The sequence below is a fragment of the Streptomyces carpinensis genome, assembly GCF_002154505.1.
Classification (GTDB): Bacteria; Actinomycetota; Actinomycetes; order Streptomycetales; family Streptomycetaceae; genus Streptomyces; species Streptomyces carpinensis.
The window spans coordinates 1-21,983 of the sequence record NZ_MUBM01000065.1; the positions used below are offsets into that span (position 1 = coordinate 1).

Consider the following 21,983-nt stretch of genomic DNA (forward strand, 5'->3'; position numbering starts at 1 on the left):
CCTGGTCGGCCGCAACGGCGCCGGCAAGACGACCCTGACCAAGGTCCTGGCCGGCGAGGGCATCCCCGCCGCCGGCACCGTCACCCGCTCCGGCGAGGTCGGCTACCTCCCGCAGGACCCGCGCACCGGCGACCTCGACGTGTTCGCCCGCGACCGCATCCTCTCCGCCCGCGGCCTGGACGTGCTGATCCGCAAGATGCGCGAGAACGAGCAGCGCATCGCCTCCGGCAAGGGCGCCACCCGCGAGAAGGCGCTCAAGCAGTACGAGCGCCAGGAGACCGAGTTCCTCACCAAGGGCGGATACGCCGCCGAGGCCGAGGCCGCCACCATCGCCGCGGCGCTGAACCTGCCCGACCGGGTGCTCGGCCAGCCCCTGCACACACTCTCCGGCGGTCAGCGCCGCCGTATCGAGCTGGCGCGGATCCTGTTCTCCGATGCGGACACCCTGCTCCTCGACGAGCCGACCAACCACCTCGACGCGGACTCGATCATCTGGCTGCGTGACTACCTGAAGACCTACCGCGGCGGCTTCATCGTCATCTCCCACGACGTCGACCTCGTCGAGACGGTCGTCAACAAGGTGATGTACCTGGACGCCAACCGCTCCGCGATCGACATCTACAACATGGGCTGGAAGCTCTACCAGCAGCAGCGCGAGTCCGACGAGAAGCGCCGCAAGCGGGAGCGGGCCAACGCCGAGAAGAAGGCCGCCGCGCTCAACGCCCAGGCCGACAAGATGCGCGCCAAGGCCACCAAGACGGTCGCCGCCCAGAACATGGCACGGCGCGCGGAGAAGCTGCTCGCCGGTCTGGACGAGGTCCGGCAGTCCGACAAGGTCGCCAGGCTCCGCTTCCCCGAGCCCGCGCCCTGCGGCAAGACCCCGCTGATGGCCGAGGGCCTGTCGAAGTCGTACGGCTCCCTTGAGATCTTCACCGACGTCGACCTGGCCATCGACAAGGGATCGAGGGTCGTCATCCTCGGACTCAACGGTGCGGGCAAGACGACCCTGCTGCGCCTCCTCGGCGGCGTGGAGAAGCCCGACACCGGCCAGGTCGTCCCCGGCCACGGCCTCAAGCTCGGGTACTACGCCCAGGAGCACGAGACCCTGGACCCCGACCGCACGGTCCTGGAGAACATGCGCTCGGCCGCCCCGGACATGGACCTGGTCGAGGTCCGCAAGGTGCTGGGCTCGTTCCTGTTCTCCGGCGACGACGTCGACAAGCCGGCCGGGGTCCTCTCCGGCGGCGAGAAGACCCGTCTCGCCCTGGCCACCCTGGTCGTCTCCTCCGCGAACGTGCTGCTGCTCGACGAGCCGACCAACAACCTCGACCCGGCCAGCCGTGAGGAGATCCTCGGGGCGCTGCGCACCTACAAGGGCGCGGTCGTCCTCGTCACACACGACGAGGGAGCGGTCGAGGCGCTGCAGCCGGAGCGGATCATTCTGCTCCCCGACGGCGTCGAGGACCTGTGGGGCTCCGGCTACGCGGACCTCGTCGCCCTCGCCTGACCGAGCCTGCGGTCAGCCTCCGCGCCGCCTCTGATCAACGGCGTATGGATCATTCGGCCCATCGGTGATCCATCATCTGTGTGAGATCTCCTCGTATCGAGGTGTGTCGTACACCCATTTTCCGGCCGAGCCCTTATGTACCAAGGGCTCGGCCGTCGTGCGCCTGTGACCAGGGACTTCGCGGAACAACCCGTTCGGCGGTATGAGCAGCGCCGTACGGAATCACTGATTCCGCTTGTGAAGACGCACTCCTGTCGTCACAACCATGTCTCACGGACCTTGCCGAATGGGTGGCCATCGGGCCCCGGAGGGGTGATCATGAGGAGACCAGAGCGCACTTCCCATGAGGAGGCACGGGTGGCCGAGACTCTGAAGAAGGGCAGCCGGGTGACCGGCGCCGCGCGCGACAAGCTCGCGGCAGACCTGAAGAAGAAGTACGACGCCGGTGCGAGCATTCGGGCGTTGGCCGAGGAAACCGGCCGCTCGTATGGCTTCGTGCACCGGATGCTCAGCGAGTCGGGCGTCACGCTCCGTGGGCGTGGCGGGGCGACGCGGGGCAAGAAGGCCGCTTCGGCCTGACCCCGGGGCGGCCCATCGACTTCGATGGTGACCACCCGGCCGGCCGGTGGATCGGCCGGGTGGTTACTGTGCAGTCGCTTAGGATGCCGACGCCGGCATCCAGGACGACCGCACCCATCGGAGGCGCACCATGGCTTCGCCCGAGCACGACCTCGACCCGGTACGTGACTCAGTATCCGACGTACTCGACAAGGACGGCGTGCGGCTCACCGTGGACGACTCGATCGCCACGGTGACGCTGACCAACCCGGCCAAGCGCAATGCGCAGAGCCCCGCCCTGTGGCGGGCGCTCGCCGAGGCCGGGCGCCTGCTGCCGGGCTCCGTCCGTGTCGTGCTGCTGCGCGCCGAGGGCAAGTCCTTCTCCGCCGGCCTCGACCGGCAGGCGTTCACGCCGGAGGGATTCGACGGCGAGCCGTCGTTCATCGACCTCGCCCGCGGCAGCGACGCCGAACTGGACGCGACCATCGCCGAGTACCAGGATGCGTTCACCTGGTGGCGGCGCAGCGACCTCGTGTCCATCGCCGCCGTCCAGGGGCACGCCATCGGGGCGGGCTTCCAGCTGGCGCTCGCCTGTGATCTGCGCGTCGTCGCCGACGACGTGCAGTTCGCGATGCGCGAGACCAGCCTCGGGCTGGTACCGGACCTCACCGGCACGCATCCGCTGGTGGGGCTGGTCGGCTATGCCCGTGCCCTGGAGATCTGCGCGACCGGCCGGTTCGTGACCGCCGAAGAGGCGGTGAACACCGGGCTGGCCAACCTCGCCGTGCCCCGCGACCAGCTCGACGCGGCGGTGCGCGATCTCGCGGCGGCGATCCTCACCGCGCCCCGCAGCGCGGTGATCGAGACCAAGGCGCTGCTCCAGGGTGCCCAGGGCCGCACCTACGAGGAGCAGCGCTCCGCCGAACGCCAGGCCCAGGCACGTCGTCTGCGCGACCTGGCCGGCCTCGGCGAGTAGGCGAAGCGAGCGACCGGGCCACGCGGTGCCGGGACGCGCTCCGGCCCGGTGGGACGGCGCCGACCGCGGGCCGCTCGCGGACGCGCGGCCGGACCGCCCCACGAACGAGCGGGCGCGGTGCTCAGAAACCGTGCCGCGCCCCGCCGTCCACCGGCAGCATGATCCCGGTCAGATAGGACGCCGCAGGCGACAGCAGGAACGCCGACGCACGCCCGAACTCCTCCGGCGTGCCGTACCTGCGCAGCGGGATGCGGGACTCGTTCGCCGCGCGGGTCGCCTCCGGATCCGCCGACAGCGCGTCCAGCTCGCGCACGCGGTCGGTGTCGATACGGGCCGGAAGCAGACCGACGACCCGGATGCCGCGCGGCCCCAGCTCGTCGGCGAGGGACTTGGCGAACCCGGCGAGCCCGGGCCGCAGACCGTTGGAGATGGTCAGCCCCGGGATCGGCTCGTGCACCGAACCGGACAGCACGAAGGCGATGACACCGCCGGCCTCCAGCTCCGCCGCCGCGGCCCGGGCCAGCCGTACGGCGCCCAGGAACACCGACTCGAACGCCGACTGCCACTGCTCGTCGGTGTTGTCGGCGAGGAAGCCGGGCGGCGGCCCGCCCACGCTGATGAGTACGCCGTCGAAGCCGCCGAAGTGCTCCCGCGCGGTCGCGATCAGCCGCTCCGGGGCCTCCGCGTCACCGTTGTCCACGGCCATCCCGACGGCGTTCGGGCCGAGCTCGGCAGCCGCCTCGGCGGCCCGCTTCTCGTCCCGTCCGGTGATGACCACCTTCGCGCCGTCGGCGACCAGTTCGCGCGCGGCGGCGTTGCCCAGCCCGCGGGTGGCCCCGGTGACGACGTACACCCGGTCCTTCAGTCCAAGATCCATGGCCCCTATCCTGCCTTCTCGCCCCCGTACAGGGCGAGGGCGGTGTTCACCAGCCCGATGTGGCTGAACGCCTGCGGGAAGTTGCCGAGCTGCCGGCCCGAGCCCGTGGCGTCGTCCACCCCGTACTCCTCCGCCAGCAGGCCCACGTCGTTGGCCAGGCCCACCAGCCGTTCGAACAGCTCCCGCGCCTGACGCGTCCGGCCGGTCATGTGCAGCGCGTCGGCGAGCCAGAACGAGCACACCAGGAAGGTGCCCTCGCCGCCGGGCAGCCCGTCCACGGCCGCGGTGCGGGGGCCGTGCGCGTCGGTGCTGTAGCGGTGCACGAGCCCGTCCTTGCCGAGCTCCGCGCGGACCGCGTCGATGGTGCCGGTCACCCGCGGGTCCTCCGGCGGCAGGAATCCGACGCGCGGGATGAGCAGCAGGGCGGCGTCCAGCTCACGCGAGCCGTAGTACTGCGTGAACGTGTTCCGTTCGGGGTCGTAGCCCTTCTCGCACACCTCGCGGTGCACCTCGTCGCGCAGCGCCCGCCAGCCGTCCAGGTCGCCGCGCAGCGACGGGTCCTCCTCCAGCGCGCGCACCATCCGGTCCGCGGCCACCCACACCATCACCTTGGAGTGCACGAAGTGGCGCCGGCCCCCGCGCACCTCCCACAGCCCCTCGTCGGGCTGCCGCCAGGCCCGGGACAGGAAGTCCAGCAGGGCGCACTGCATCGACCACACGTGCGGCTGGGAGGAGAGGCCCGAGCGACGGGCCAGCGACAGCGAGTCCAGCACCTCGCCGTACACGTCCAGCTGGAGCTGCCTCACCGCGTCGTTGCCGATGCGTACGGGCGCGGAACCCGCGAAGCCGGACAGCCACGGCAGCTCGTACTCCGGAAGCCGGCGCTCACCCGCCAGCCCGTACATGATCTGCAGGTCCGCGGGGTTGCCCGCGACCGCCCGCAGCAGCCAGTCGCGCCATGCCTCGGCCTCCTCCTGGTAGCCCGCCGACAGCAGGGCACCCAGGGTGAGCGTGGAGTCGCGCAGCCAGCAGTAGCGGTAGTCCCAGTTGCGCACCCCGCTCAGTTCCTCGGGAAGGGAGGTGGTGGGGGCGGCGACGATGCCGCCGGTGGGGGCGTAGGTGAGCGCCTTGAGGGTGATCAGGGAGCGGACGACGGCGTCCCGGTGCGGGCCCGTGTAGCTGCAGCGCGACGCCCAGGCCCTCCAGTCGGCGACGCTGTGCTCCAGGGCCTGGTACGGATCGATCAGCGGCGGGCGAGGCTCGTGCGAGGGGTGCCAGGTCAGGACGAACGCCACCTTCTCGCCCTCGGCGACGGTGAACTCCGCGTGCGTGCGGAAGTGCTCGCCCCAGGTGCGCACCGGGGGCTCGCTGCGCAGCCACACCGAGTCCGGCCCGGCGACGGCGACCCGGTGGTCGTCGCACCTGCGCATCCAGGGGACGATCGAGCCGTAGTCGAAGCGCAGCCGGAGCGTGCTGCGCACGGTCACCCGGCCGCGCAGGCCCTCCACGATCCGTACCAGGTCGGGGGCGCGGTCGCGTTGCGGCATCAGGTCGGTGACGCGGACCGAGCCTTGCGGGGTGTCCCACTCGGTGTCGAGGACGAGGGTGTCCGGGCGGTAGGCGCGTCGGGTGCAGGGGCCCTCGACGTCCTTGGGGGCGAGGCGCCAGTGGCCGTTCTCCTCGTCGCCGAGCAGCCGGGCGAAGCAGGCGCCGGAGTCGAAGCGGGGCAGGCACAGCCAGTCGACCGAGCCGTCCCTGCCGACCAGTGCGGCGGTCTGCTCGTCACCGATGAGCGCGTAGTCCTCGAGCCGCGGGTGCACGGATGTCCGGATTCCCGGTGGAGGCGGGGGGCAATCAGGAACGCGGCCCGGCTGAGCCGGACCGCGTCCACACCGTGGCGAATCCGTGTCCTGCGCCGGCTACACCGTCGCGGGTTCCGTCTCCTTCGCCGCCGCTTCCCTTTCCGCCCCGGCCAGGTCCCGGAGTTCACGGCGGGCCAGGACCAGCCAGCCCACGGGGACGAACGCCGCGAACAGCCACCACTGGACCGCGTACGGCAGGTTGATGTCCCCGATGCCGATCCAGCTGGTGTCCTCCTGGGGCGAGGGGAGCAGTTGGGGGCTGCCGCCCTTGGGCGCGGGAGAGGTCAGTTCGATGTAGCCGCCGAGCACCGCCTTGGCGGAGGTGTCGCCCGAGTCACGCAGGAGCGCGCCGATCTGCTCGCTGTTTATCAGCATGATCTGGCGGTCCGGCAGCCCCTTGAGGTTCTTGATGCCGCTCGCGGCCGTCGTCTCGTCGCGCATCAGCCGGCCGGTGACCGTGATCTCGCCCGACGCAGGCGCCGGAATCCTGGGGAAGGCGGTCTGCGAGGCGGAGGAGGCGATCCAGCCGCGGTTGACGAGGAGCGTCCTGCCGTCGTCCAGCACGAACGGGGTCAGGACGTGGTAGCCGACCTGGTCGTCCGCGTTGGTACGGCGGCGCACCACCAGTTCGTGCGCCGTGTCGAAGTGGCCGTTGGCGGTCACCCGGCGGTAGATGTCGTCGTGCGCGACCGGTCCGCCGACCGAGGTGAGCGACTCGACGGGCACGGGCTTCGCCGCCAGGGAGGCGGTGATCACCTGGTTCAGCTTCTGCCTGTGGTCGTGGCGGTGCAGCTGCCAGAAACCCAGCCAGATCATCGTCGGGATGAGCAGGAGAGCCACGAGGGTGATGATCACCCATTGGCGGGTCAACAGGAAGCGGTACACCCCACGACGGTACCTCTCCGGCCGTGGGGCGCGTCCGGCAGGGGGTGCTCAGACATGGTCGACGATTCCGACCTTTCCCTCCGCGCGGGCGCAGTGCCCGCCGCAGTACCAGTGGCCCTCGACCTCGACGCCCTGACCGATGATCTGCACCCGGCAGTGCTCGCAGATCGGCGCCATGCGGTGGATCGCACAGGCGAAGCAGTCGAAGACGTGCACCGCGCCCTGGGCGTGCACCTCGAAGGTCATACCGTAGTCATTGCCGCATACTTCACATCTGGCCATGCGCCACAGGGTGAGCCGTGGCCGCCTCGCGGGCGAGCGGCCGCCGGGCGAGTCGCCCGGCAATCACCCGTACGCCCGTCGGTCACCCGTACGCCTGTCCGCCGAGTGCCGGTACGTGCGCCCGCCGGCGTCCGTCAGTCGCCGTCCGCCGGTTCCACGTCCCTGAGCAACTGCCCGAACGCCGCCTCGTCCACCACCGGTGTGCCGTACTGCCGCGCCTTGACCACCTTCGACGTGCCGGAGTCCGGATCGTTGGTGACGAGCAGGCTGGTCAGCCGGGACAGGCTGGTGGCGACATGCAGCCCGGCCTCGGTCGCGCGGTCCTCCAGCAGCTCGCGGTCGACGGAGGTGTCACCGGAGAACGCGACCCGCATGCCCTGCTTGAGGCGTTTGCCCTCTTCGTAACGGCCCGGGTTGGGATAGGCGCATGCGGGCCTTCTGCGGCTCGGGCGCCAACTGCCTCCCCGGTAGCCGCCGTAGCCGCCCGTCGGCTGCCGGGGCACGGGCCGGTCCGACCACTCCGTCAGTGGCCGGCACTCCAGCAGCGGCAGCCGGACGCCGCCCGCCGCCGCGGCCGCGAGGCTCGGCCGGAACGCCTCCGCCAGCACCCGCGCGTCGTCCAGCGCGTGGTGGGCCCGCCGCTGTACCACGCCGAAGTGGGCGGCCAGCGACTCGAGTTTGTGGTTGGGCAGCGGCAGCCCCAGCTCCTTGGAGAGCGCGATGGTGCACAGCCGCTGCCGCACCGGCGCCTCGCGCTTCGCGCGCGCGTACTCCCGGGCGATCATCTGCCAGTCGAACACCGCGTTGTGCGCGACGAGCACCCGGTCCGCCAGCCGGAGGGAGAACTCCTCGGCGATCTCCTCGAACAGCGGCGCGCCCTCGAGTACGTCGCTCGTCAGTCCGTGGATCCACACCGGTCCCGGATCCCGCTCCGGGTTGACCAGCGTGTACCAGTGGTCCTCGACCTCGCCGCGCGCGTCCAGCCGGTAGACCGCCGCGGAGATGATGCGGTCGTCCCGGGCCAGGCCGGTGGTCTCCACGTCAACGACCGCGTATCCCTGCGGATACGCGGTCGGCCACGGTGTGGGGGACGGCCCTGCGAGCGTGCGGTCTTCGAGCATGGTCACTGAGGATACGGGCCGCGACTGACAGCCTGGTCCCTCAGGTGGCCACCGCACCGCCGGCGCACACCGGCACGTCCGAACGCCACTTCGGGCGCCGTCCACGCGCGTGCCCGCAAACCGGGCGAAAAGCACAAGAGTTCGCGTCGTCGGGTGCCGTCCCGGCGTGCACCGGCGCGAGCAACACGCGCTTCCTCCCCCGCGCTTCACCCGCACGGACGCGGCGACGCAGGGACAGGGGCACAGGGGCATGGCAGGGACATGGACGGACAGGGACGCAGGGGGTGCTGGGCCACAGGGGCGTACGGGTGCCGGCGTCCACGCCCGGTGCACCACCGTGTGCCCGTCCGGGTACGACCCGGGCCGCCGCGCTGGGTGCCGCGGTGCGCGGCGGCCCGCGACGGCGACGTACGGTGAAGTGCGCTCGGAGATCCACCGGGCGCCACCCACAGCCGAGCGAAGTGAAGGAATCCCGCCATGCGCGCCACCACCATCCACGCCCCGTACGACATGAGGGTGGAGGACGTGCCCGAGCCGGTGGTGCAGCTGCCCACCGACGCCGTGGTGCGGGTGCTGCGCGCCTGCATCTGCGGCAGCGACCTGTGGGCGTACCGCGGCGAGGCGGCGCGGCAGCCGGGGCAGCGCATCGGCCACGAGTTCCTGGGCGTGGTCGAGGAGACCGGCAGCGACGTGACCGGCGTGCGCTCCGGCGATCTCGTGGTGGCGCCCTTCGTGTGGTCCGACGGCGTGTGCGACTACTGCCGCGAGGGCCTGACCACCTCCTGCGAGCACGGCGGCTTCTGGGGCTCCGTGGGCTACGACGGCGGTCAGGGCGAGGCCGTTCGGGTGCCGTTCGCCGACGGCACCCTGGTCCCGCTGCCCAAGGACGCCGCATCCGACGACCACCTGCTGTCCGCGCTGCTGACCCTGTCCGACGTCCTGGGCACCGGCCACCACGCCGCGCTCGGCGCGGGCGCCCGGCCGGGCGCGACGGTCGCGGTCGTCGGGGACGGTGCCGTCGGACTGTGCGCGGTGCTGGCCGCCCGGCGGCTCGGCGCCGAACGGATCATCGCCCTCGGCCGGCACGAGGTGCGTACGGACATCGCGCGCCGCTTCGGCGCCACCGACGTCGTCGCCGAACGCGGGGAGGCGGCCGTGGAGGCGGTCCGCGAGCTGACCCGCGGCCAGGGCGCGCACGCCGTCGTCGAGGCGGTCGGCACCGAGCAGTCGATGCGCACGGCCCTCCACATCGCCCGGGACGGCGGCGCCATCGGCTTCGTCGGTGTGCCGCACGGCAGCGCCACCGGGGTGGACCTCGGTGTCATGTTCAACCGGAACATCGCGCTGCGCGGCGGCGTCGCCCCGGTCCGGGCGTACATCCCCGAACTGCTGCCCGACGTGCTCGACGGCACGATCGACCCCTCACCGGTCTTCGACATGACGGTCGGCCTGGAGGCCGTGCCCGACGGCTACAAGGCCATGGACGAGCGGGTGGCGCTCAAGGTGCTCGTCACCGCCGGCTGATCAGCCCCGGCGGATCGGCGGCGGCAGCGCCGTCAGCAGCCCCGAGACCATGACCACCACCCCCAGGGCGGCGATCTCCGCGCGCGCGGGGGTGCACGCGGTCAGCGGGTCGGGCGCCCGGCGCAGCCGCAGCCGCGCCCACAGGGCGAGCAGGGCGACGCCGGTCACGAGGATCACCTTGGCGAGCAGGGTGCGGCCGTAGGCCGTCGCCGTCAGCTGGTGCAGCACCGTGTCGGCCGGCATCCGGCGCAGGGTGCTGCACACGCCCGTCGCGGTGATCGCGGCGAGCAGGACGGGCGCGGCGCGCGCGTAGCGCCCCAGAAGCGCCGCACCCGTCGCGGTGTGGCACGGGCGCCGCAGTGTGCGCAGGGTGTGCAGCAGTCCACCCGCCCACAGCGCACCGCACACCAGGTGCACGAGCGTCAGACCGGAGCCGAGCAACGGGCGGCTCTCGGTGGGGGGATGTGTGCGCAGCGCCTCGGCCACGGCCACGGCGGCGAGCGGCCAGACCTGGACCTGCGGGCGGCGCGACAGGGCGCACAGGCCGGCCAGCAGGAAGGCGTTGACCTCCAGCAGGGCCAGTGAGCCGTCCCGGGTGCGGTAGAGACCGCCCACGTCGATCTGCGCCAGGCTGTGCGGCACCAGGTTGCCGGCGGCCACCACGCAGGCCAGCCCGAGGGCGGCGAGGAGACCGGCGGCGGCCGCGTACAGGGACCAGCTGCGGGGCGGCTCCGGCGGGGGGTCGGGGAGGCGGTCGGCCAGCCGGTTCACGAACAGCTCGCCGACGGGGACGCACATCGCCGTGAAGAGCACCGCCCGCAGCAGGGCTGTGCCGCCGGTTCCGGGGGCGGCGGCCTCTCCGGTGCCGTGCAGCGCGGCGGACGGACCGAACAGCGGTATCAGCGCGGCGAGCGCCACCAGGGCGAGGACGGCGGCCGCCCGTAACGTCGCGGCCCGCCGCCCCCTCCCGCCGGCGTCTGCCGCCTCGGAGGCCGGTCGTATCAGCGTCACCCCAGGATCTTCACCAGCCGTCACAAAGGGGGCAAGTGGGAACAAGCAACTGAGGGAACGGCATTCCGCCCGACGGTATGCGCCCTGCCGGCCTCCGGCCCGACGGTACGCGGCTCATCCGCGTCGGCCCGGTATCGGCCTGACGGCGTCGGATCGCCGCCCCCCCGTCCGTTCACGCCCAGCGGGCCGCGTCCGTTCCCCAGGGGCCGGGCGGCCGGGCCCAGTCGACAGGGCCGCCGGCGAAGGCCGCAGGTGGCAGGGCGTACCGCAGCCGCCCGATCCCGCTGTCCCGCTCACCGAGCCAGGGCTCCGGCCCGTCGTACGGGGCACCCGTCACGCAACCCGGCCCGCCGGAACCCCGCACAGCATCCGGCTCGCTCGCGCCCGGCCCGCTTCCCTCGGTCAACCACGCCGCCGTCCGGGCCAGCGCCAGCCGCACGACCCGGCTGCCGCCCTCGTACGACTGCTCGGTCAGCGCCCGCAGCACCGCTCCCGCCAGGAGGTAGCCCGTGCCGTGGTCCAGGGCCTGCGCGGGCAGGGCTCCCGGCCGCTGTGCCGACCCCTCGACCGCCGCGATGCCGGTGGCGACCTGTACGAGGCTGTCGAAGCCGCGCCGCCCGCGCCACGGCCCGTACCCGCCCCACGCCGACAGCTGAGCCACGACGAGTCCGGGTCGCCGCTCGGTCAGCGCCTCGGGGGAGAGCCCGAACCGGTCCAGGGCGCCCGGACGGTAGCCGGTGACGACGACGTCCGCCTCGGCGAGAAGCTCCTCGAAGGCGGCGGGGTCGCCCGCGAGGTCCAAGGCGGCCGACCGCTTCCCGAACCCCGTGTCGGCGTGCTGGTCGGCCAGTTCGGGCAGGTGCGGCGCGTCCACGCGCAGCACGTCCGCGCCCAGCAGGGCGAGGGTGCGGGTGGCGACGGGGCCGGCGATGACCCGGGTCAGGTCGAGGACGCGCAGTCCGTCGGCGGGCAGCAGGGGCGTGCCCCCGACGGGCGGGAGCACGCGCGCGCGTGCCTCGTCCGGCCGCTCGCGCTCGACCAGCGGCCGGGCGGCCACCGCCGCCGCCTGTTCGTGCGCGGCCCACTCCTCGGGCGTGCGCAGCGCGACGGCGAGGCCGCCGGCCGCGTACACGGCCTCCTCCACGCCGAGCGCTGAGCGTTCGGCGAGCACGGACTCCACGGAGGAAGCCGCGTCCGTGCCCTCGGCCACCCCCAGCACCGCCAGCAACCGTTCCCGGTGGTGCGGGTAGTTGGCGTGTGTGCGCACCCAGCCGTCGGCCGTGCGCCAGAACCGTGACAGCGGCGCGAAGTTGATCGGTGCCCGCCCGTCGACCAGCAGATGCCGCTCACTGACGAACGCGGTGGCGACGGCCCCGTCGTCCACGCGCACCGCGGGCACCTCGGCGCGCCCGGCCCGCCGGGCGGCCAGCTCGGCGGCGGCCAGCGCACAGGCACCCGCACACGCGCGTGCCAGCTCCCGTACGGGAAGGCGCGCCCGGAGCGCGCCCTCCCGTTCCACAGTGGTGACCCGTGACACGAGGGCCGGATCGCCGCCCAGTGCGGACCATGCGGATCTGATGTCAGTCATGACTGCACTATGCAGTATTGACTGAATCAACATTAGGCCTGCGTGCCGGCATGGCGCATGTGTGCGTCGCGCCTGCCCGCGTGCCGCGTGTCCGCCGCCCGCGGGCAGGCTCGGGCTCCTACTTGGTCACCGCGGCCAGCGCGTCCGCCGTGCCCCAGCCGTAGAAGCCGTTGCGGTTCTTCGTGCCCTCGCACACCGCGTCGACCTTGCCGTCCCCGTTGATGTCGTACGGGTCCGTGCACGGCGTGGCGCTGGCCCCCGTGTACAGCAGCGCCTTCACGAGAGCGGCGGGGGCGTGCGGATGCGTCGACTTGATCAACGCGGCGACGCCGGCCACGTGCGGGCTCGCCATCGACGTACCGGCCATGTAGCCCCACTTGCCACCCGGCAGCGGGCCCAGGATCAGGCCGCTGGTCGCCGGCGGCTCGGGCTTCTGGTACGCCGTGGAGTCACCGCCCGGCGCGGCGATGTCGATGACTCCGAGACCGTAGTTGGAGAAGGACGACTTGACGCCCTTCGCACCGGTCGCCGCGACGGTGACGACACCCGGCAACTGGGTCGGGATGTCATAGCACTTGTGCGGGTCGATCACCCGGTCCCCGGGCGTGGAGTCGTTCGGGGAGGCCGGGTCGGTGATCGAGTGGGACGCCAGGTCGTAGTTCTCGTTGCCCGCCGCCGCGACGTTGACCGTGCCCTTCTTCTCCGCGTACCGCGTGGCCCGGCTGACGGCCTCCACGAGCGCCTTCTGGTCCGGGTCGTCCGAGCAGTTGAAGTACCACGGGTCGGTGTAATAGCTGTTGTTGGTCACGTCGACGCCGTGCTCCGCCGCCCACACGAAGCCGCACACCACGGCCTCCGTGTAGAAGAACCCGTCCGGGTTGCCGACCTTGATGCCGGCCACCTTCACACCCGGCGCGACGCCGGTGATGCCGACGCCGTTCTTCGCGCCCGCGATCTCCCCGGCCACGTGCGTGCCGTGGGGGCTCTCGGCGGCGCTGGGCCGCCAGGCGCCGGCGGTGGTGTCCGGCTTGCCCGCGACGCAGTTGACGGAGGCGCCGCGGTCGAAGTTCGGGGCGATGTCCGGGTGGGTGTCGTCCACGCCCGTGTCGAGGACGCCGACGGTGACGTCCGGGCTGCCGAGCGTCTTCTCGTGCGCCTTGTCGGCCTTGATGGCCGGCAGGTCCCACTGCAGCGGCTCCAGCGGGTCCTGCCCGCCGGCCGCCTCGGCTCCCGCCTCTGCCACCTGCGCGGCGGTCAGCGCCTTCGGCGTGCCCACGTCCGTCGTCGACTGCGCGGGCAGCGGCGCCGTGCGCGTGGCGCCCGCGGAGTCCACCCCGGGCGTCTTGCGTATGGTCTTCGCGAAGTCGGGGTCGGCGGAGTGGACGACGATGACGCCTATCTGGTCGTACGACGTCACGATCGTGCCGCCGGCCTTCGCGATCGCCTTCTTCACCTGGGCCGAGACGCCGTGCCCCTGGGGGACGTTGACGACGTAGCTGAGCGAGGTCGCGTCGGTCTCGGTGGCGGTGGACTGCGCTCGGGGCGCCGCCGACGCCGCTGCCGGGAGGAAGCCGAGTGAGGCGGTCAGCGACAGCACGACCGGTACGGCCAGGGCGAGTCGGCGTCGGGAACGCAGATGAGCCATGGGGTCTCCACATCATCCGGGTACAGGACCCCCCGAGACACAGGTGTGCTGCTCGGGCAGGTACATGACGGTGGTGCAGAGCGAAACTATCCCGCCATCTCACCGGCCAGCAATGAGTTGGCAATGACTTGTCCAGGCCACTTGCGAAACACCCCACAGGACTTGAACCGGTCCTCGCTCGGCGCCGTGGACCTTGGACGGGGCCCCGGCACCAGCCTGCCCCCGTCACATCCGCATCCACATCAGGGTCCGGGCAGCCTCCGGACCCGTTCCGCAACGCGAGGAGACCGACGTGGCCACCGAGACACCGCCACCCTCGAAGACACAGGTCCCACTCCCCTCCACCGAGGAGTTCGCCGCGGTGCAGGAGAGCGCCGAGTTCGGTGAACTGCGCCGCTCCCACCGCTCCTTCGCCTTCCCCCTGACCACCGCCTTCACCGCCTGGTACCTGCTGTACGTCCTGCTGTCCAACTACGCGGGCGACTTCATGGGCACCGAGCTCTTCGGCAACGTCAACGTCGCCCTGGTCCTGGGCCTCGCCCAGTTCCTCACCACGTTCCTCATCGCCTGGTGGTACGCGCGGCACGCCGCCGCCGAGCTCGACCCCAAGGCGGAGGCCATCAAGTCCCGGATGGAGGGCGGAGCATGAGCACCGCGCACACCCTGCTGGCCGCCGGCGAGGCGAGCGAGCACCGCACGCTGATCATCACCCTGTTCGCGGTCTTCGTCGCCGCGACGCTCGTCATCACCGTCTGGGCCGGCCGCCAGACCAAGGACGCGGCCGACTTCTACGCCGGCGGACGGCAGTTCACCGGATTCCAGAACGGCCTCGCCGTCTCCGGCGACTACATGTCCGCCGCGTCCTTCCTCGGCATCGCCGGCGCCATCGCCCTGTTCGGCTACGACGGCTTCCTGTACTCCATCGGTTTCCTGGTCGCCTGGCTGGTCGCCCTGCTCCTGGTCGCCGAACCGCTGCGCAACTCCGGCCGCTACACCATGGGCGACGTCCTCGCGTACCGGATGCGCCAGCGCCCGGTCCGCACCGCCGCCGGTGCCTCCACCATCGTCGTGTCGATCTTCTACCTGCTTGCCCAGATGGCGGGCGCGGGCGTCCTGGTCTCGCTGCTCCTCGGCATCACCAGCGACGGCGGCAAGATCGGCATCGTCGCGCTGGTCGGCGTACTGATGATCGTGTACGTCACCATCGGCGGCATGAAGGGCACCACCTGGGTGCAGATGGTCAAGGCCGTGCTGCTGATGGCGGGCGCCGTCCTGCTGACCTTCCTGGTGCTGCTGAAGTTCGACTTCAACGTCTCCGACCTGCTCGGCAGCGCCGCCGACAACAGCGGCAAGGGCGCCGCCTTCCTGGAGCCCGGCCTGAAGTACGGCGCGACCGGGACCACCAAGCTGGACTTCCTCTCGCTCGGCATCGCCCTGGTGCTCGGCACCGCCGGCCTGCCGCACATCCTGATCCGCTTCTACACCGTCCCCACCGCCAAGGCCGCCCGCAAGTCCGTGATCTGGGCGATCGGCCTGATCGGCGCCTTCTACCTGATGACCCTCGCCCTCGGCTTCGGCGCCGCCGCCCTGATCAAGCCGGACGAGATCATCGCCTCCAACAAGGCGGGCAACACCGCGGCCCCGCTGCTGGCCCTGCATCTGGGCGGCGTGGACTCCAACTGGGGCGCCATCCTGCTCGCCAGCATCTCGGCGGTCGCCTTCGCCACGATCCTCGCCGTCGTCGCGGGTCTGACCCTCGCCTCGTCCTCCTCCTTCGCCCACGACATCTACGCCAACGTCATCAAGAAGGGCGCCGCCACCGAGAAGCAGGAGCTGGGCGCGGCCCGCTGGGCGACCGTCGGCATCGGCGCCGTCTCCATCGTCCTCGGCGCCCTCGCCCGTGACCTGAACGTCGCCGGACTGGTGGCGCTCGCCTTCGCGGTCGCCGCCTCCGCGAACCTGCCCACGATCCTCTACAGCCTGTTCTGGAAGCGGTTCACCACCGCGGGCGCCCTGTGGTCGATCTACGGCGGCCTGGTCACCGCGGTCGGCCTGGTGCTGTTCTCGCCGGTGGTCTCGGGCAAGCCCACCTCGATGTTCCCGGACGTCGACTTCCACTGGTTCCCGCTGGAGAACCCGGGCCTCATCTCCATCCCGGTCGGCTTCCTGCTGGGCGTCCTCGGCACCCTGCTGTCCAAGGAGACCCCGGACGCCGGCAAGTACGCGGAACTGGAGGTGCGCTCGCTGACCGGCACCGGGGCACACTGACCCCTGCCGTACAAGGCGCGTCACGGAGGTGCGCACGGACGGCCGCGTCGTGGGGATCGTAGAGATCTACGAGGCGGCCGTCTCCCACGTCGTGGGATCGGGCTGGTGTCACTGTCAGTGCAGTCACGTAGGCTCGCAGGTGACGCAAGTGCCGAGGGACGACGATCGACGCGATGAGGGAGGCGGCCCACGTGCTCATCGACACCTACGGCCGGGTGGCCACCGACCTGAGGGTCTCGCTCACCGACCGGTGCAACCTGCGCTGCACCTACTGCATGCCCGAGGAGGGCCTGCAGTGGCTGGCCAAGCCCGACCTGCTCACCGACGACGAGATCGTCCGCCTGATCGACATCGCGGTCACTTCCCTGGGCATCGAGGAGGTCCGTTTCACCGGCGGTGAGCCCCTGCTGCGCCCCGGCCTGGTCGGCATCGTGGAGCGCGTCGCCGCGCTGCGGCCCCGCCCCCAGACCTCCCTGACCACCAACGGCATCGGCCTCAAGCGCACGGCGGCCGCCCTGAAGGCGGCCGGACTGGACCGGGTCAACGTCTCCCTGGACACCCTGCGCCCGGACGTGTTCAAGACCCTGACCCGCCGGGACCGCCACAGGGACGTCCTCGACGGTCTGCAGGCCGCCCGCGAGGCCGGCCTGACCCCCGTGAAGGTCAACTCCGTCCTGATGCCGGGCCTGAACGCGGACGAGGCCCCGGACCTCCTGGCCTGGGCCGTGGAGCACGACTACGAGCTGCGCTTCATCGAGCAGATGCCCCTGGACGCCCAGCACGGCTGGAAGCGCGACGGCATGGTCACCGCCGGCGACATCCTCGCCTCCCTGCGCACCCGCTTCGAGCTGACCGCCGAGGGCGCCGAGGAGCGCGGCTCCGCCCCGGCCGAGCGCTGGCTCGTCGACGGAGGCCCGCACCGCGTCGGTGTCATCGCCTCCGTCACGCGCCCGTTCTGCGCGGCCTGCGACCGCACCCGCCTCACGGCCGACGGCCAGATCCGCACCTGTCTGTTCGCCACCGAGGAGACCGATCTGCGCGCCGCCCTGCGCTCCGGCGCCCCCGACGAGGAGATCGCCCGCATATGGCGGCTGGCGATGTGGGGCAAGAAGGCGGGCGCGGGCCTGGACGACCCGTCGTTCGTCCAGCCGGACCGGCCGATGTCCGCCATCGGCGGCTGAACGACGGTCGCGTCGCCACACGGCCCCGGCGTCGGGCTGCTCGGGCTGGGGCCCTGTGGCGCGGTCTCGGGCTCAGGCGCCCTCGGACGCCTGCCACTGACTCAGCAGGACCACGTCCTTCAGGAACCCGCGCACACCGAGGAACTGCGCCAGATGCTCCCGGTGCTCCTCGCACGCCAGCCACGTCTTGCGGCGCTCGGGCGTGTGAATCTTCGGGTTGTTCCAGGCCAGCACCCACACGGCAGCGGCACGGCAGCCCTTGGCGGAGCAGATCGGGGTCTCGTCAGTCACGGCTTCGTCTCACAGACACGGCACAGAAAGCGACGCCGAGCAGCCACGGGGGGAGCTGCCCGGCGTCGGTCTGTCGCTCCGACGGGGGATGCGGAGCGCGTAGGAAGTATGTCACGGGTGACCCGTCGCCCGGCACCGGAACAACACGATTGATCTGAGCATTTCTTGAGCTTCCCGGCGAATGCCCGTCAGGGTCCGGCGATCGGCGCCGGTCACACCCCGTCGTGCGGCTCGCGCGCCGTGCCCGGGGTGCCCGCCGCCGGGTCGGCGGCGTCCCCCGGAACGGACTCCGTGAAGCCGTCCTCCGTGGTCCGCGGCGCTGTGATCATCGGCTTCATCGGCACGGTGACGAACGTCGACGGCAGTTTCGGCGCGTTCTCCCGCCCGGCGTTGGCGATCACCACGGCGATGTAGGGCAGCACCAGCCCGAGCACCAGCGCCACGATCGCGAAATACCGCTCGACGTTCCACAGCACCACCGCGAGAAGCACCGACACCGTACGGATCGACATCGAGATGACATACCGGCGCTGACGGCCGCGGACGTCCTCCTGCAGGCCCGTCCGGGCTCCCGTGATCCGGAACACCTGGACGTTGCCATCGCCATGCTGCTTCCGCATCACAACCCACCATTCGCCCGCATCGGACAATGCCACGCCCCCGCCCCGGTCAGTCACCGGTCGGGAGCACCAGCCCGCACAGGTCCACGTTACGCCGCGTCGACCGTGCCTTCGAGGCCGGGGCAGCTCGTGCCTGGCCTGCGCGAACGACTCGCCCACCCCTGTGCGGGCGCCCGGCGCGTGCCCAGTCGACGCCCGCCCGCGTTCGACGCGTACAGCCGCGCTCCGCATGCGGCGTACGGCCGCCCCGCCGAGACTGACCGTGACGGTCACGTCGAGCCGGACGAGGAGGCAGCCATGGGCTGGTTGTGGGCGATCATCGTGGGCTTCATTCTCGGCCTGATCGCCAAGGCGGTGATTCCCGGCAAGCAGCACTGCCCACTCTGGCTGACCACCGTCTTCGGCATGCTCGGCGCGATCGCCGGCAACGCGGTCGCCCGCGCCCTCGGCGTCGCCGAGACCCGAGGCATCGACTGGAGCCGGCACATCTTCCAGCTCGTGGCCGCGATCATCATCGTCGCCCTCGGCGACACGGCGTACATGGCGTTGTGGGGCAACAAGAATCGGCGGCGGGAGCGGGCGTAGCACGCCCACGACGAAGGGGTGGCCCCCCGGGAGACCACCCCTTCGTCGTGCGCGCACCCGTTCAGGCGTTCAGGCGCCCGTGACCTCGACCGCAGCCAGGTTCTTCTTGCCCCGGCGCAGCACCAGCCAGCGGCCGTGCAGCAGGTCCTCCGCGGCGGGGACCGCGTCCTCGGCGGTCACCTTGACGTTGTTCACGTAGGCGCCGCCCTCCTTGACCGTGCGGCGCGCGGCCGACTTGCTGGGCACCAGGCCGACCTCGGCGAACAGGTCGACCACCGGGCCCAGCTCGGCCACCTCGACGTTCGGCACCTCGGACAGCGCCGCGGCCAGCGTCCGCTCGTCCAGCCCGGCCAGCTCGCCCTGGCCGAAGAGGGCCTTGGACGCCTCGATCACCGCGGCCGTCTGGTCGGCGCCGTGCACCAGCGTCGTCAGCTCCTCGGCCAGCGCGCGCTGCGCGGCCCGGGCCTGCGGACGCTCCTGCGTCTGCTCCTCCAGCTCCTCCAGCTCCTCACGGGAGCGGAAGGACAGGATGCGCATGTACCTGGAGATGTCCCGGTCGTCCACGTTCAGCCAGAACTGGTAGAACGCGTACGGCGTCGTCATCTCCGGGTCGAGCCAGACGGCGCCGCCCTCGGTCTTGCCGAACTTGGTGCCGTCCGCCTTGGTCATCAGCGGGGTCGCCAGCGCGTGCACGCTCGCGTCCGGCTCCAGCCGGTGGATCAGGTCCAGGCCGGCCGTGAGGTTGCCCCACTGGTCGCTGCCGCCCTGCTGGAGCGTGCAGCCGTGGCGCCGGTAGAGCTGCAGGAAGTCCATGCCCTGCAGGATCTGGTAGCTGAACTCGGTGTAGCTGATGCCCTGGTCGGACTCCAGACGGCGGGCCACGGAGTCCTTCGTCAGCATCTTGTTGACGCGGAAGTGCTTGCCGATGTCCCGGAGGAACTCGATCGCGGACAGGTTCTGCGTCCAGTCCAGGTTGTTCACCATGACCGCGGCGTTCTCGCCCTCGAAGGACAGGAACGGCTCGATCTGGCGGCGCAGCTTCTCCACCCAGCCGGCGACCGTCTCCGGGTCGTTCAGCGTGCGCTCCGCGGTCGGGCGGGGGTCGCCGATCAGGCCCGTGGCGCCGCCGACCAGCGCCAGCGGCCGGTGACCGGCCTGCTGGAGCCGGCGCACGGTGAGCACCTGCACCAGGTGCCCCACGTGCAGCGACGGCGCGGTCGGGTCGAAGCCGCAATAGAACGTGACGGGACCGTCCGCGAGCGCCTTGCGCAAAGCGTCCTCGTCAGTGGACAGGGCGAACAGCCCCCGCCACTTCAGCTCGTCGACGATGTCCGTCACGGTTCTCGTGTCTCCTCGATGATCTTGTCGGTGGTCCCGCCGGCGATCTCCCCGGCGGCTCCGGGCCAGTCGGGTGACAGCCGACTACGAGGTTATACGCCTTGACTGACAGAGCTCATATTGAAATCGGGGACGCGCAGCGCCGGCATCGCGGCCCGGGTGAAGTAGTCGCTCCACTCCCGCGGCAGGGTCTTCTCGGTGCGCCCGGCCTCCACGGCCCGGCCCAGCAGGTCCACCGGCGACTCGTTGAACCGGAAGTTGTTGACCTCACCCGTCACCTCGCCGTTCTCGACCAGGTAGACCCCGTCCCGGGTCAGCCCCGTCAGCAGCAGCGTCGCCGGGTCCACCTCGCGGATGTACCACAGGCAGGTCAGCAGCAGGCACGGCCCACGATGGTCCGTCGCTGCGACCATCTCCTCGAGGGAGCGGTCGCTGCCACCGTCCAGGATCAGGTTCCCGGCCGACGGGGCCACGGGCAGCCCGGTCAGGCCCGCGCTGTGCCGGGTGGTCAGCAGGTGCCTGAGCTCACCGCCGCCGATCCACTCGGTCGACCGTACGGGCAGCCCGTTGTCGAACACCGACTGGTCGCCGCCGGAGGAGTGCGCCACCACGAACGGGGCGCACTCCAGGCCGGGCTCGTCCGGGTCGCTGCGCAGGCTCAGCGGCAGTTGGCTGAGCTTCTCGCCCACACGCGTGCCACCGCCCGGCTTGGAGAACACCGTCCGCCCCTCGGCCGCGTCCCGGCCCGACGAGGACCACGTCTGGTAGATGAGCAGGTCCGCGACGGCGGTCGGCGGCAGCAGCGTCTCGTACCGCCCCGCGGGCAGCTCGATCCGCCGCTCGGCCCAGCCGAGCCGTACGGCCAGCTCCGCGTCCAGCGCCGCCGGGTCGACGTCCTTGAAGTCCCGCGTGGGCCGCCCCGCCCAGGCCGAGCGCGTGCGGTCCGGGGATTTGGCGTTCAGCTCCAGCGTGCCGTTGGGCTGGTCGTGGCGCAGGCGCAGGCCCGTCGACGTCCCCAGGTAGGTCGACACCAGCTCGTGGTTGGCGAAGCCGTACAGCTCGCGGCCACCGGCACGCGCGCGTGCGAAGGACTCGCCGAGGGCCGGGGCGAAGTCCGCGAACACCGCCGAGGAGGTCTCGGCGGGGGCGTCGGTGAAGTCGGGGGACTCCGGTACGCCCGTGACCAGCGGCTGCGCGTCCTCGGCGGGACCGGCCGCGCGCGCGGCGGCCTCCGCGGCACGCACCAGCGGCTCCAGCTCGTCCTCGGTCACGGCCGACCTGGACACGACTCCCGACGCGGTGCCCTCCTTGCCGTCGACGGTCGCGACGACGGTGAGCGTGCGCCCGCGCGTGACACCGTTCGTGGTGAGCGCGTTGCCCGCCCAGCGCAGGTTGGCGGTGGAGTGCTCGTCCGCGATGACGACGCAGCCGTCGGCCCGGGACAGTGCGAGGGCGCGCTCGACGACCTCGTGCGGCTTGCTGGTACGCGGGCTCATCGACCGGCCTCCTGCGTGGTGTTCAGAATGTTCACGCCCCTGAAGAGGGCGGACGGGCAGCCGTGGGACACGGACGCGATCTGGCCCGGCTGGGCCTTGCCGCAGTTGAAGGCGCCGCCGAGGACGTACGTCTGCGGGCCGCCGACGGCCGCCATGGAGCCCCAGAAGTCGGTCGTGGTCGCCTGGTAGGCGACGTCCCGCAGCTGCCCGGCCAGCCGCCCGTTCTCGATCCGGAAGAACCGCTGCCCGGTGAACTGGAAGTTGTACCGCTGCATGTCGATGGACCAGGACCGGTCGCCGACGACGTAGACGCCCCGGTCGACGCTCCCGATGAGATCCTCGGTCGACATCCCGGCCGGATCCGGCCG

General features: G+C 71.9%; 21 protein-coding genes. 8 read left to right on the forward strand and 13 right to left on the reverse strand.

The window, feature by feature from the left end; translation table 11 throughout:
- The 3 genes from BZY54_RS09470 to BZY54_RS09480 all read left to right on the forward strand — a co-directional run.
- A partial coding sequence (locus tag BZY54_RS09470; protein ID WP_107419674.1) for an ABC-F family ATP-binding cassette domain-containing protein occupies positions 1-1,507 on the forward strand: 1,507 nt, incomplete at its 5' end.
- Between the two features lie 357 nt (positions 1,508-1,864).
- The gene (locus BZY54_RS09475; RefSeq protein ID WP_018567695.1) at positions 1,865-2,086 is read left to right on the forward strand and encodes a helix-turn-helix domain-containing protein; all 222 of its coding nucleotides are present in this window, start codon (positions 1,865-1,867) and stop codon (positions 2,084-2,086) included.
- 130 nt (positions 2,087-2,216) lie between these two features.
- Positions 2,217-3,041, forward strand: coding sequence for an enoyl-CoA hydratase/isomerase family protein (locus tag BZY54_RS09480; protein ID WP_086724469.1), 825 nt, complete (start codon positions 2,217-2,219; stop codon positions 3,039-3,041).
- 121 nt (positions 3,042-3,162) lie between these two features.
- On the opposite strand, the gene BZY54_RS09485 is transcribed toward BZY54_RS09480, so the two are convergent.
- From BZY54_RS09485 to BZY54_RS09505, 5 genes are all read right to left on the reverse strand, one after another.
- Positions 3,163-3,918 (reverse strand): SDR family oxidoreductase, encoded by a 756-nt coding sequence (locus BZY54_RS09485; RefSeq protein WP_086724471.1) that lies wholly within the window; start codon positions 3,916-3,918, stop codon positions 3,163-3,165.
- A gap of 5 nt (positions 3,919-3,923) precedes the next feature.
- Positions 3,924-5,738 (reverse strand): glycoside hydrolase family 15 protein, encoded by a 1,815-nt coding sequence (locus BZY54_RS09490; protein ID WP_086724473.1) that lies wholly within the window; start codon positions 5,736-5,738, stop codon positions 3,924-3,926.
- A gap of 99 nt (positions 5,739-5,837) precedes the next feature.
- Positions 5,838-6,665, reverse strand: a complete 828-nt coding sequence (locus BZY54_RS09495; protein WP_086724475.1) for an SURF1 family cytochrome oxidase biogenesis protein — start codon at positions 6,663-6,665, stop codon at positions 5,838-5,840.
- Between the two features lie 48 nt (positions 6,666-6,713).
- Positions 6,714-6,947 carry a hypothetical protein gene (locus BZY54_RS09500; protein ID WP_037869664.1) on the reverse strand — a complete coding sequence of 78 codons (234 nt, stop codon included), beginning with the start codon at positions 6,945-6,947 and terminating at the stop codon, positions 6,714-6,716.
- Between the two features lie 134 nt (positions 6,948-7,081).
- Complete coding sequence (locus BZY54_RS09505; RefSeq protein ID WP_086724501.1) at positions 7,082-8,068, reverse strand: DEDDh family exonuclease; 987 nt, start codon at positions 8,066-8,068, stop codon at positions 7,082-7,084.
- Between the two features lie 477 nt (positions 8,069-8,545).
- Between BZY54_RS09505 and BZY54_RS09510 the strand changes: the two genes are divergently transcribed.
- Positions 8,546-9,592 (forward strand): zinc-dependent alcohol dehydrogenase family protein, encoded by a 1,047-nt coding sequence (locus tag BZY54_RS09510; RefSeq protein WP_086724477.1) that lies wholly within the window; start codon positions 8,546-8,548, stop codon positions 9,590-9,592.
- Here BZY54_RS09510 and BZY54_RS09515 read toward each other — a convergent pair whose 3' ends face one another.
- The 3 genes from BZY54_RS09515 to BZY54_RS09525 form a co-directional block, all read right to left on the reverse strand.
- Positions 9,593-10,603, reverse strand: coding sequence for a CopD family protein (locus tag BZY54_RS09515; protein ID WP_086724479.1), 1,011 nt, complete (start codon positions 10,601-10,603; stop codon positions 9,593-9,595).
- A gap of 172 nt (positions 10,604-10,775) precedes the next feature.
- The gene (locus BZY54_RS09520) at positions 10,776-12,191 is read right to left on the reverse strand and encodes a CoA transferase (RefSeq protein ID WP_086724481.1); all 1,416 of its coding nucleotides are present in this window, start codon (positions 12,189-12,191) and stop codon (positions 10,776-10,778) included.
- Between the two features lie 118 nt (positions 12,192-12,309).
- Positions 12,310-13,836 (reverse strand): S8 family peptidase, encoded by a 1,527-nt coding sequence (locus tag BZY54_RS09525; protein ID WP_086724483.1) that lies wholly within the window; start codon positions 13,834-13,836, stop codon positions 12,310-12,312.
- A gap of 292 nt (positions 13,837-14,128) precedes the next feature.
- On the opposite strand from BZY54_RS09525, the gene BZY54_RS09530 reads away from it, so the two are divergent.
- The 3 genes from BZY54_RS09530 to moaA all read left to right on the forward strand — a co-directional run bounded on the left by BZY54_RS09530 (position 14,129) and on the right by moaA (position 17,285).
- A complete protein-coding gene (locus BZY54_RS09530; RefSeq protein WP_086724485.1) occupies positions 14,129-14,485 on the forward strand; it encodes a DUF485 domain-containing protein in 357 nt (118 codons plus the stop codon).
- Positions 14,482-16,104 carry a solute symporter family protein gene (locus tag BZY54_RS09535; RefSeq protein ID WP_086724486.1) on the forward strand — a complete coding sequence of 541 codons (1,623 nt, stop codon included), beginning with the start codon at positions 14,482-14,484 and terminating at the stop codon, positions 16,102-16,104. Before BZY54_RS09530 ends, BZY54_RS09535 begins: the two co-directional genes overlap by 4 nt.
- A 191-nt stretch (positions 16,105-16,295) precedes the next feature.
- The gene (moaA, locus tag BZY54_RS09540) at positions 16,296-17,285 is read left to right on the forward strand and encodes a GTP 3',8-cyclase MoaA (protein WP_244217062.1); all 990 of its coding nucleotides are present in this window, start codon (positions 16,296-16,298) and stop codon (positions 17,283-17,285) included.
- A 72-nt stretch (positions 17,286-17,357) separates the two neighbouring features.
- On the opposite strand, the gene BZY54_RS09545 is transcribed toward moaA, so the two are convergent.
- Both BZY54_RS09545 and BZY54_RS09550 read right to left on the reverse strand, forming a co-directional pair.
- Positions 17,358-17,576, reverse strand: coding sequence for a hypothetical protein (locus BZY54_RS09545; protein ID WP_086724491.1), 219 nt, complete (start codon positions 17,574-17,576; stop codon positions 17,358-17,360).
- A 212-nt stretch (positions 17,577-17,788) separates the two neighbouring features.
- A complete protein-coding gene (locus tag BZY54_RS09550) occupies positions 17,789-18,196 on the reverse strand; it encodes a DUF3099 domain-containing protein (RefSeq protein ID WP_086724493.1) in 408 nt (135 codons plus the stop codon).
- 297 nt (positions 18,197-18,493) lie between these two features.
- Between BZY54_RS09550 and BZY54_RS09555 the strand changes: the two genes are divergently transcribed.
- Positions 18,494-18,781 carry a GlsB/YeaQ/YmgE family stress response membrane protein gene (locus BZY54_RS09555; RefSeq protein WP_086724495.1) on the forward strand — a complete coding sequence of 96 codons (288 nt, stop codon included), beginning with the start codon at positions 18,494-18,496 and terminating at the stop codon, positions 18,779-18,781.
- A 69-nt stretch (positions 18,782-18,850) separates the two neighbouring features.
- Here BZY54_RS09555 and tyrS read toward each other — a convergent pair whose 3' ends face one another.
- The 3 genes from tyrS to BZY54_RS09570 form a co-directional block, all read right to left on the reverse strand.
- Positions 18,851-20,119, reverse strand: a complete 1,269-nt coding sequence (gene tyrS / locus BZY54_RS09560) for a tyrosine--tRNA ligase (protein WP_086724497.1) — start codon at positions 20,117-20,119, stop codon at positions 18,851-18,853.
- A 92-nt stretch (positions 20,120-20,211) separates the two neighbouring features.
- A complete protein-coding gene (locus tag BZY54_RS09565) occupies positions 20,212-21,615 on the reverse strand; it encodes a metallopeptidase TldD-related protein (RefSeq protein WP_086724499.1) in 1,404 nt (467 codons plus the stop codon).
- Positions 21,612-21,983 (reverse strand): metallopeptidase TldD-related protein (locus BZY54_RS09570; protein ID WP_244217061.1); only part of this gene is annotated, 372 nt, incomplete at its 5' end. The genes BZY54_RS09570 and BZY54_RS09565, both read right to left, overlap by 4 nt.